9 protein-coding genes and 1 pseudogene are annotated in these 9,956 nt (G+C 72.9%); 1 reads left to right on the forward strand and 9 read right to left on the reverse strand.

The genetic code is table 11. The features are described 5' to 3' along the window. Positions 1 to 78 precede the first annotated feature (78 nt). Entirely contained in the window at positions 79 to 336 is a 258-nt protein-coding gene (locus JNW87_RS28655; RefSeq protein ID WP_238454724.1) for a winged helix-turn-helix domain-containing protein, read from the reverse strand. Between the two features lie 133 nt (positions 337 to 469). Between JNW87_RS28655 and JNW87_RS28660 the strand changes: the two genes are divergently transcribed. Continuing rightward, positions 470 to 1,348, forward strand: a complete 879-nt coding sequence (locus JNW87_RS28660) for an alpha/beta fold hydrolase (RefSeq protein WP_201749570.1) — start codon at positions 470 to 472, stop codon at positions 1,346 to 1,348. Between the two features lie 279 nt (positions 1,349 to 1,627). Here JNW87_RS28660 and JNW87_RS28665 read toward each other — a convergent pair whose 3' ends face one another. The 8 genes and pseudogenes from JNW87_RS28665 to JNW87_RS28700 form a co-directional block, all read right to left on the reverse strand. Next, the gene (locus JNW87_RS28665) at positions 1,628 to 2,803 is read right to left on the reverse strand and encodes a zinc-dependent alcohol dehydrogenase (protein WP_109801381.1); all 1,176 of its coding nucleotides are present in this window, start codon (positions 2,801 to 2,803) and stop codon (positions 1,628 to 1,630) included. Between the two features lie 7 nt (positions 2,804 to 2,810). Beyond that, entirely contained in the window at positions 2,811 to 3,758 is a 948-nt protein-coding gene (locus JNW87_RS28670) for an SRPBCC family protein (protein WP_238454725.1), read from the reverse strand. 284 nt (positions 3,759 to 4,042) lie between these two features. Then, a pseudogene (locus JNW87_RS28675) lies at positions 4,043 to 5,676 on the reverse strand (MFS transporter). After that, the gene (locus JNW87_RS28680) at positions 5,670 to 6,365 is read right to left on the reverse strand and encodes an SDR family oxidoreductase (protein ID WP_109801378.1); all 696 of its coding nucleotides are present in this window, start codon (positions 6,363 to 6,365) and stop codon (positions 5,670 to 5,672) included. Before JNW87_RS28680 ends, JNW87_RS28675 begins: the two are co-directional and overlap by 7 nt. A 122-nt stretch (positions 6,366 to 6,487) precedes the next feature. Continuing rightward, complete coding sequence (locus JNW87_RS28685) at positions 6,488 to 7,066, reverse strand: alpha-ketoglutarate-dependent dioxygenase AlkB (RefSeq protein WP_109801410.1); 579 nt, start codon at positions 7,064 to 7,066, stop codon at positions 6,488 to 6,490. Positions 7,067 to 7,160: 94 nt separating this feature from the next. Next, on the reverse strand, positions 7,161 to 7,742 hold the full coding sequence (locus JNW87_RS28690; RefSeq protein ID WP_109801377.1) for a type 1 glutamine amidotransferase domain-containing protein: 582 nt from the start codon (positions 7,740 to 7,742) through the stop codon (positions 7,161 to 7,163). Positions 7,743 to 7,872: 130 nt separating this feature from the next. Continuing rightward, positions 7,873 to 8,655 (reverse strand): FkbM family methyltransferase, encoded by a 783-nt coding sequence (locus tag JNW87_RS28695; protein ID WP_375373554.1) that lies wholly within the window; start codon positions 8,653 to 8,655, stop codon positions 7,873 to 7,875. Between the two features lie 72 nt (positions 8,656 to 8,727). Then, a complete protein-coding gene (locus tag JNW87_RS28700) occupies positions 8,728 to 9,825 on the reverse strand; it encodes a DNA glycosylase AlkZ-like family protein (protein WP_109801375.1) in 1,098 nt (365 codons plus the stop codon). Positions 9,826 to 9,956: the final 131 nt, after the last annotated feature.

The raw sequence follows: 9,956 nt of genomic DNA on the forward strand, positions 1-9,956 counted from the left end.
TCAGGTTGCCGAAGGTTGGGGACGTGCCGGTACGTTGGTCCCGGGCCTTGCCGGCTGAGCCGAGCTCAGTGACGGTGATCAAGGATGCGGCCGGTCGGGCTCCAGGGCGCGGCGCAGGTCGGCGACGAAGGTGCGGATGGCGGCCACCGCGCCCTCCGGCGGCTCGGCCCACAGGTCGCCGACGAGCCGATCGACCGGCACCAACCGTCCCCGGGCGACCAGCAGCCGGGCCAGCACGGCGCGCTGCCGGGTCCCCTTCAGCGGTACGGGGCCGCGCTCGCCGACCGCCTCCACCGGCCCCAGCACGCCGAACCGCACCGAGGTCTGGCTGGTCATGTCGCCCACTCTAGGCACCGCAGGGGTCGCCGCACCGGCGCGCCGGCCGGGCCACTCATCGGACGCTGATCCGCCGCTGATCCGCCCCGGGCAGGCTCGGCGCGTACCGGACATCCGAACAGAGAGGCATTCCGTGGATCCCAGGATCAGTGGGTTCGACTACCGACGCGTCACCGTCGCCGACGGCGTGACCCTGAACACCGCCGTCGGCGGCTCCGGCAGCCCGATCGTGCTGCTGCACGGCTTCCCGCAGACCCACCTCATGTGGCGGCACGTCGCCGCCGACCTCGCCGCCGACCACACCGTCATCTGCCCCGACCTGCGCGGCTACGGCGCCAGCGACAAGCCCGCGGACACCGACGGCACGGCGTACGCGAAGCGCACCATGGCCGCCGACGTCGTCGCGCTGGCCCGCGAGCTGGGGCACGACCGGTTCGCCCTGGCCGGGCACGACCGCGGCGCCCTGGTCGCGGTCCGCGCCGGCCTGGACCACCCCGGCGCGGTCACCCATCTCGCCTCGCTCGACGTGCTGCCCACCCTCGACATGTGGGACGTGCTGCACGGCACCAGCGCCGCCGTCGGGTTCCACCTCTACCTGATGGCGCAGCCGCCCGGCCTGCCGGAGCGGTTGATCGCGGCCAGCCCGGACGCCTTCTTCGGCCACTTCCTGGACGTCTGGGCGGGCGACCCGGAGGCGATCCCGGCCGACGTGCGGGCCGCCTACCTGCGGGCCTCCCGGGAGGCGGTCGTCTCCATCGTCGCGGACTACCGGGCGTCGGCCGGGATCGACGTCGAGCACGACCGGGCCGACCACGCGGCCGGTAACCGGCTCCGCATGCCGGTGACCGTGCTCCAGCAGGACTGGGGCGCGGCGCTGGGCTTCGACGCCGCCGCCAGGTGGCGGGCGTGGGCGCCCGACCTGGTGCACGTGCCGGTCAGCTATGGCCATTTCATGGCCGAGGAGGCGCCCGCCGAGGTGGTGAAGGCGCTGCGCGCGCTGTTGGACCGGTGAGGTGTCGGCGCCCGGGGATCCCAGGGCGCAGCCGCTCCCCGGCCGCCACGCCGACCTGCGCTCCGCGCGCTCCCTCAGGCGTGACCCGGTGCGGCCCGCCGTCGCGCCGGAAGACCTGCCACATGGTGCCGAGGCAGCAGGTCACCGCGATCACCCGGCCGACCACCTCCAGCAGGCTGCCGGCGGCCGGGGGGTTGCCGGAAACGCCGGGCCGTGCGGCTGGGCGCGGCACGCCGTCGCGCCGGGCCCGCTGCCGGCGCGACGGTGTGGATGGTTCCGCTACGGCTTGAGCACGACCTTGACGCACTCCTCCTGCTTGTTCTTGAAGATGTCGTAGCCGTGGGGCGTGTCGTCGAGCCGCATGGTGTGGGTGATGATGAAGCTCGGGTCGATCTCGCCCTTGCGGATCCGTTCCAGCAGCGGCCGCATGTAGCGCTGCACGTGAGCCTGCCCGGACCGCATGGTCAGCGACCGGTTCATGAACGAGCCCATCGGGAACTTGTCGATGAAGCCGCCGTACGCGCCGACCGCCGAGATGGTGCCGCCGTTGCGGCAGGCCAGCACGGCTTCCCGCAGCGCGTGCGGCCGGTCCGTCTCCACCTTCGCCGCCTGCTTCGCCCGGTCGTACGCGTGCAGCGCCGCGGAGGCGTGGTGCCCCTCCATGCCGACCGCGTCGATGCAACCGTCCGGCCCGCGTCCGGCGGTCATCTCGCGGAGCGCGTCCAGGACGTCGGACTCCTCGTAGTTGATGGTCTCCGCGCCGGTGTTCTCCCGCACCATCCGCAGCCGGTACGGGTACCGGTCGATGACGATGACCCGCTCGGCGCCGAGCAGGAACGCGCTGGCGGCGGCGAACTGCCCGACCGGCCCGGCGCCCCAGATGGCGATGATGTCGCCACGCTCGATGTCGCACATCTCGGCGGCCATGTAGCCGGTCGGCAGCACGTCCGACAGGAACAGCACCTTCTCGTCGGGCAGGTCGTCCTCGATCTTGAGGGCGCCCACGTCGGCGAAGGGCACCCGGACGTACTGCGCCTGTCCCCCGGCATAGCCGCCGAGCAGGTGGGAGTAGCCGAAGATGCCGGCCGGCGAGTGGCCCATCGCCGTCTCCGCGATCGCCGCGTTGGGATTGGAGTTCTCGCAGACCGAGTAGAGACCGCGCTGGCAGGAGATGCAGTCACCGCAGGCGATCGGGAAGCCCACCACCACCCGGTCACCGACGCTCAGCCCGTCCCGTACGCCCTGGCCGAGCTCGACGATCTCGCCCATGAACTCGTGCCCGAGGATGTCGCCCTTCCTCATCGCCGGGATGAATCCGTCCAGCAGGTGCAGGTCGGATCCGCAGATCGCCGACGAGGTGATCCGCAGGATGGCGTCCCGCGGGTTCCGGATCTGCGGGTCGGGGACGTCCTCGACGGCCAGGCTGTTCGGCGCGATCCAGCAGTTGGCTAGCATCGGTTCCTCACCACTCCGCTCCACGCATCGCCACCGGTCGCGCCGGGCGCTGGTTTGCCTGTTGCTGGACGCTGCTGCCGTTCGGGCTGGCGTCGGAGCGGACGATCTCGCCCGTCTCGATCACCTGCTTGAACCGCCGCAGGTCGTCGCAGACCTGCTGCTGGGGGTCCTCACCGAAGAGCTTGGCGACCTTCGCCCCGAGCATCCCGCCCGGCGCCCGGTAACTGATCTGGACGCGCACCTCCGTGCCCCGCCCACCGGCGGCGCGCATGAACCGGACGGTGCCGGAGTTGGGCACCCGTGCGCCCGCCACCGAGCGCCAGCTGATCAGCGCGTTCGGGCGGTCGTCGACGATCTCGGCGTCCCACTCCACGCTCTTGCCGGCCGGCGCCCTCGCGATCCACCGCGACCGCCGGTCGCCCGTCATCCGCACCGACCGCAGGTGGTACATGAAGCGCGGCAGGTTCTCGAAGTCGTGCCAGAACCGGTAGACGTCCTCGATGTTCCGGTTGACCGTCACCGCAGCGTGTACCTCGTTGCCGTCCGCGCGCCGGCGCCGGGCGACGCGTACGGCGGTGTAGAGGTCGACCGCGGTGATCCCGGCGACCGCCAGGGTGGTGTACGTCAGCCGCCGTCGCCGTTCCCCGCGCCGCCGCTGCAGCGCCCGTCCGCAGGCGGCGAGGTCCATCGCGTCGCCGGCCACCCGGGTCCACGCCCCCCACCCGGCTCGGCGGGGGACGAGCAGCGCCGCGGCGTGGCCCAGTTCCCGCACCCCGGCGATCCGCAGCACGGTCTGCGCGGTCCGGGAGTCGTCGATGCCGGACAGTCGGCTGACGCGCGATCGCGCGCCGAGGGCGGCGGCGCCCAGCCCGAGGCTGAACCAGCCCAGGAACCGGGCCAGGCCCTCGGACGGGCGGTCCCGACTTGCCCGTTCGATGCCCAGGGCGTCGGTCACCGACCGCACCCCGATCGTGCTCTTTCGAGCCATCCTGCTCACTCCATTCCCCCATGGGTTGCTTCATCGGCGGGTGGACCGGCGCACCACACCCGCCCGTCGACGGGGTCCGCCCGCGGCTCGTCGCGCCCGGTGGCAACGGGCGACCGCCCGTTGCGGTGCCGGGCGCGATCTCCCCCTCGCTCGCCGTGGCCGCTCATTCCCGAAATGCGCGCGATCACGCTCGCCGGACGAGCCGCCGGAGCCGGTGGCTCGCCGTCGGACGACACACCGGCCGGACGGGCTCACGCCAGGTCACCGTCGTCGGCCAGCGCCAGGCCGGCGGCGGCCGGCAGCAGGTGCCGCACCTCCGGCTCGCCCTCGGCGAGTTCCTTGGCCCGTTCCTCGGCCTCGCGGTCGGCGGTCGTCAGCCGACCCCCGTGCTGGCGCAGGTGCTCATCCCAGGACGGCACCAGGTAGACCTCCGCGAACTGGGCCGGGCTCTCGCCCTCGCGGAAGAGTCCCCACCGCATCGCCCCGGTACGCTGCCGGAACCCGCGGACGTGGTCCATCGCATCCAGGAACTCGGCCTCCCGACCGGGCCGGACGGTGTAGGTGACCACCACCAGCACCGGCCCCACCCGGGGATCCGGTTCGAGGGCCAGTTCCAGGGGCGGCCGGTAGGTGGTCGGGTCCTTGTTCAGCCCGCGCAGGTCGGGCAGCGGCCAGATCTGCGACGTCACCGCGCCGATCAGCATCAGCGCGGCCGCCACGAGGAACGCGGCGGCCAGCCCGGCGGCGTCCGCCACCACACCCCAGGCGAACGCGCCGACGGCCTGCCCACCGCCCTGCACGATCTGGTACACGGCCAGGCCGCGGGCGCGTACCCAGCCGGGCAGGAAGAGCTGGATCTCGGCGTTGACGTTGGCGAGGACGGTCACCCAGGCCACCCCGGCCGGCAGCAGGGCGAGCAGCACCACCGGGACGATCCGCACCGACGCCACCACGATCAGCGTGCCGCCGTAGGTCGCCCCGGCCACCAGCAGGAACTGGTTGGCCGACATCCAGGTCCGGATCCTCGGCAGCAGCAGCCCACCGATGATGGCGCCCACCCCGAGCGCGGCCAGCAGCAGGCCGTACCCGCTGGAGTTCATGTGCAGCCGGCGGGCCGCCACCAGCGGCAGCAGCGCCCACAGCGCGCTCGCCGGGATCACGAACACCAGCGCGCGGCGCAGCAGCCGGCGCACGATCGGCGAGTGCCGCACGTACCGGCCGCCGGCCCGCAGCGCGGCGGTGAACCGCTCGGGCACCTCGACGGCGCGGGCGTCGCCGGGCCGCCACCGGAACAGCGCCAGCGCGAAGACCAGGAACGCCACCGCGTTGAGGGCGAAGACCGGGGCCACCCCGATGCGGGCGATCAGCACGCCGGCGGCGGCCGGCCCGACGGCCGGGCCACGTTGACGCTGATCGAGCCCAGCGCCGAGGCCGACCGGAGCTGGTCCCGGGGCACCAGCTCCGGGATCACCGCCGCCCAGGCCGGCAGGGTCAGCGCCTGTCCCACGCCGAAGGCGAAGGTGAGGGTGAGCAGCAGCGCCGGCGGCATCCGGCCGGTCGCGGTGAGCAGTGTCAGCGCCGCGGCGACCACCACCAGGAACAGCTGCACCGAGATCAGCAGGTGCCGTCGGTCGAAGGTGTCCGCGAGGGCGCCCGCCGGCAGGGCCAGCAGCAGCGTCGGCAGCAGGCTGGCGGTCTGCACCAGGGCGACCAGGGTGGAGGCGTTCGACTGGTGGATCAACAGCCACTGGGCGCCGACCGTCTGCATCCAGGTGCCGATGTTCGCGGCGAGCAGGGCCAGCCACAGGCTGCGGTAGACGGCGGTGCGCAACGGCGCCCACGCCGAGACGGTGACCTCGGCCGTGGCGCCTCCGGGTGTCACCATCGCCCGTCCGCGCGGAGCACGAGTTCGCCGGAGACGTACAGGTCGTCGGGGGCGAGCAGCAGCAGCCGTACGACCTCGGCGGCGACCTGCTCCGGCAGCGCGTAGATCTTGTCGAGGAACTCGTCGCCGACCCGTTCCTGCAACCGCGTCGGCATCGGCCCGGGATGCAGCTCCATCACCTTGATCCGGTTGCTGTGCTGGGCCTCGGCCAGCGACTCGACCAGACTGCTGCCGTAGCTCTTGGTGGCCCGGTAGATCGGGATGCCCGGCCGGGGCTTCGTCACGGCCAGCGCCCCGATGTACACCAGGTTGCCGTGACCCTGCCGGCGCAGGTGGTGCAGCGCCTCCTTGAACACGTACGTGGTGCCCAGGGCGTTGATCTCCACGGCCCGCCGGATCCGCTGCGGGGAGAGGTCCGCCAGGTCACCGCCCGCCCACATCGAGGCGCACGCCGCCACCCCGTCGATCACGTCGTACCGGTCGACCACCTCGGCGAACGCGTCCCGGACCTGCTCGTAGGAGGAGACGTCGCAGATCCGCCCGGCGCAGCCCAGCTCGTCGGCGACCGCGGCGACCTCGTCAGGCACGTCACCGAGGACGGCGACCCGGTGTTCGTCGACGAGCAGGCGGGCCACCGCCAGACCGAGACCGCTGGTGCCACCGATCACCACGAAGGTTCTGGCGCCCATGTCCCTCCCGCTGCCGGCTGCCAACGGCCCTGGCCTTCCCGCTGTCGGAGCATCCACACGTCGGGCGTCGGGGCGGCACGCCCGGGTCGGATCGCGGGCGAAGCCACCGGTACTGGTCCCGGTCAGCCGCGTCCGGCCAGGGATGTCCGCAGCTGTCGGAAGGTGATCGAGTAGCGCAGCTCCGGCACCGGCGGGATGTTGTGCTGCCAGGCCGACCGCGCCGCCCCGGCGAGCACGTACGCCGAGCGGGGCGCCAGCTCCACCTCGTACACCCGGCGCTCCTCGGCCCGGCCGCGCTGGAAGCGCAACAGGCAGGCGGAGCCCAGGGAGAGCCCGACCACGGTCGGCCCGAACGCCGGCGCGTCGCGGTGCCAGCCGATGACCGAGCCGGGCGGATAGCGGGTGACCAGGGCCTGCGCGAGCGTGGCCGCCGGCACGCCGGCGAGCCCGGCGCACCGCTCGCGGACCTCCCGCAGCTCCACCGGCAACGCCTCCGTCTCGGTGAGCTGGAAGGAGCCGTAGTCGTAGTCGAAACCGAAGCGCCGGACCGTACGCCGGGCGATCTGCCCGTGCATCCGGACCTCGAGGAAGTCGTACGCGGCCAGCGCGGTCAGCAACGACCGCTCCTCGTCGCAGCTCACCAGCTCGGGCTGGTAGGTCAGCCCCGCCGGTCGCTCGTGGGTGCCCCGCATCCGCCCCATCAGGCCGACGGTAGCGCCGACCGGCCGGTGGCGTGGCGGCATCGCCGGGCCCGCTCCGCACCGGGCACGCGGCCCGGTCCGGAGCGCTCAGAGGTCAGGCGGTCGCCATCTGACGCACGTGTCGACCCTCGGCGAACTCCTCGACCATCTTGGCGCAGAACGCCGGCAGGTCGCTGGGGCGGCGGCTGGTGACCAGGGCGTTGTCCACCTGCACCTGCTGGTCGACCCAGTTCCCGCCGGCGTTGCGGATGTCGGTGCGCAGGCTCGGGTACGAGGTGACCGTCCGACCGTCGACCATTCCGGTCTCGACCAGGGACCACGGGCCGTGGCAGATCGCCGCCACCGGCTTGGCCTGCTGGAAGAACCCCCGCACGAAGTCCATCGCCGCCGGGTTCATCCGGAGCCGGTCCGGGTTGACCGTCCCGCCGGGCAGCACCAGGGCGTCGTAGTCGGCCGGGTTGGCCCGGTCCAGCGTACGGTCGACCGGGTGGCGGTTGGCCGGGTTGACGTCGTGGTTCATGGCCTGCACCTCGCCGGCGGACAGAGAGACCAGATGCACCTCCGCGCCCGCCTGCTCCGCGGCGGACCGGGGTTGGGTGTACTCGACCTCCTCGACCCCGTCGGTGGCGAGGATCGCGATCCGCTTTCCGGCCAGCGGCTGCTGGTTGTCGCCCATGATGTGCGGCCTCCTTCGCGGCGCCGCCCTCGTGCGGCGCACGGCTGGTCCCGCACGCGTTCCCGTCGCGGGGACGGGCAAACGGTTCCGTGGGCGACCCCGGGTCAGGAAGAATGCCGTGGCCCCCGGGTCACCCGGAACGCTTCCCCACGCAGTACACGTCGCCGGAGTTGACCCGGTACGGCAGCGCCAGCAGGTGGGCGATGATCCGCTCCGCCGACACCCACTCCCCGAAGGCGAACGAGGTGTCGTCGCCCAGCGCGACGTCGAAGCCGTCGAAGCCGAGCGACGTGAGCCGGTCGACGCACCGTCGCGCCAGCGCGCGCTCGATCGTGGTGAACTCGAAGGACAGCGCCGGCAGCGGGCGGTTCAGGCCGGCCAGCACGGCGCCCTCGAAGCCCTCGACGTCGATCTTCACGAAGGTCGGTACGCCGTACCGGTTCAGCAGCGAGTCGAGGGTGACGCAGCGTACGTCGATCTCGTCGTCCCAGACCTCGTGCGCCCAACCGTCCGCGCCGTTCGCCGCCTGGAGGAAGTGGGCGGAGACGGTGGAGATCGTGGGATTACGGGAGTTGACGTGCAGGCGGACGTTCCCGGCGTACGCCCCGCACGCCGCCTCGACCAGCGTGACCTGGTCGTCGCCGGCATAGATGGCGCGGATGGCGCGGTTGCACAGCGGTTGGGGCTCCACGGCCACGACCCGGGCGCCGAGGCGGCGGAAGCTGCCGATCCGGTCGCCCACGTGCGACCCGACGTCGAAGACCAGGTCGCCCGGCGTCACGAACCGCGCGTACAACTCGTCCAGCGCGGCCCCGTGGGACGCGTCGCCGTAGGAGTGGTCCAGCGAGCGGCGAAGTGAGGACATGGCGGGATCGGCCCTGAGTGCCTGAATTGAGCGGGTATGGGCGCTCACTCGCCGACTCTAACTCGATCCGCACGGGCGGACTTCCGCTTCCGGGTCGACCGCTGCCGTAGCCCGCACCGGCTAGCGAGCGCTGCCCGCCTCCCTGAGGGTCAGTCGCAGCCAGGACGCCAGGTCCTCGAGTTCGTGGTGCACCGCGTCCGTCATCGCCGGGGTGAAGGGAACGTCCCGGTGGACCGCGTGCACGACCAGCTCGCCGCTCTTGCGGTCCGCCGTGGCGTCCACCTTCCCGACGAGCCGGTCCTCGTGCAGCACCGGCAACGCGAAATAGCCCCAGCGCCGCTTGGCCTTCGGCTTGTACATCTCCAGCGTGTACTCGAAGTCGAACAGGTCCAGGGTCCGGACGCGGTCGTGCACCAGGCGGTCGAACGGGGACAGCAGGGCGGTGCGCCCGGTGAATGGTCGGCCGATCGCCTCCGGGTCCACCCGCCACGTCCCGCTGACGCCCTCGACGACCGCCGGTTCGCCGGCATCGCCGACGTCGGCCGGCTCGTTGGGTAGGGCGGTCCCCCTGGCCCGCGCGATGCCGAGGGACCGCAGCCGGCGTTCGTTGCGGAGCCGGTGCGCCTCGTCCACCGTCAGCTCCGGCAGGTCGGCCGGGTAGATCCGCTCGGCCAGGTTCCACAGGCGCTGGCGTCCCCGGCGACCGGCGATGGCGATCTCGCCGCGCATCATGAGGAACTCCAGCATCTGGGTGACGTTGCGGTTGTTGGTCCACCCCGTCGACGGCCACGGCACCACGCTGGTGTCCGGGATGTCCCGGGACAGCAGCGGACCGGAGCGGCCGAGCAGGTCGAGGATGTCGCGCCGGAACGCGTCGTTGGCCCGCAGCCACTCCCTGGTGGTGGCGCGGCTGGGCCAGTCGGCCGCACCCGCCAGGTAGAGCCCCAGGTCGCTCACCGGCCGCACCATCGCGTTGTGCTCGAAGAGCGTCCGGTCCTGCTCCAGGGCCCGCTGCAGCTGGTCAGGGCGGTACGACGCCCCGAGGCGGCTCCAGGCGACCAGGTCCGCACTCGGTGCGACGGCGGCGGTCGGGTCGATCTGCAGGAGCGTCAGCTGCCGTACCACCGTCACGAGGTCGGTGGGTCGCGGCGCGCCCAGCAGTTGGGCGCGTACGGCGATGCGGCGCGCCTCGGTGCGATCGAGTCGGTGGACCTCCACGGCGTGAGGCTATCCGCCGTGCGCGGCGAAACCCACCCGGCGGGCCGGCGGGGTTGTCCGCCGGCCCGCGGTCCGCGGTTCAGCGCCCCGCGGGTACGGTCACCAGCTCTCCGACCGGCTCCGTCGCGGGG

The sequence above is a fragment of the Micromonospora sp. ATA51 genome (assembly GCF_016802855.1).
Classification (GTDB): Bacteria; Actinomycetota; Actinomycetes; order Mycobacteriales; family Micromonosporaceae; genus Micromonospora; species Micromonospora sicca.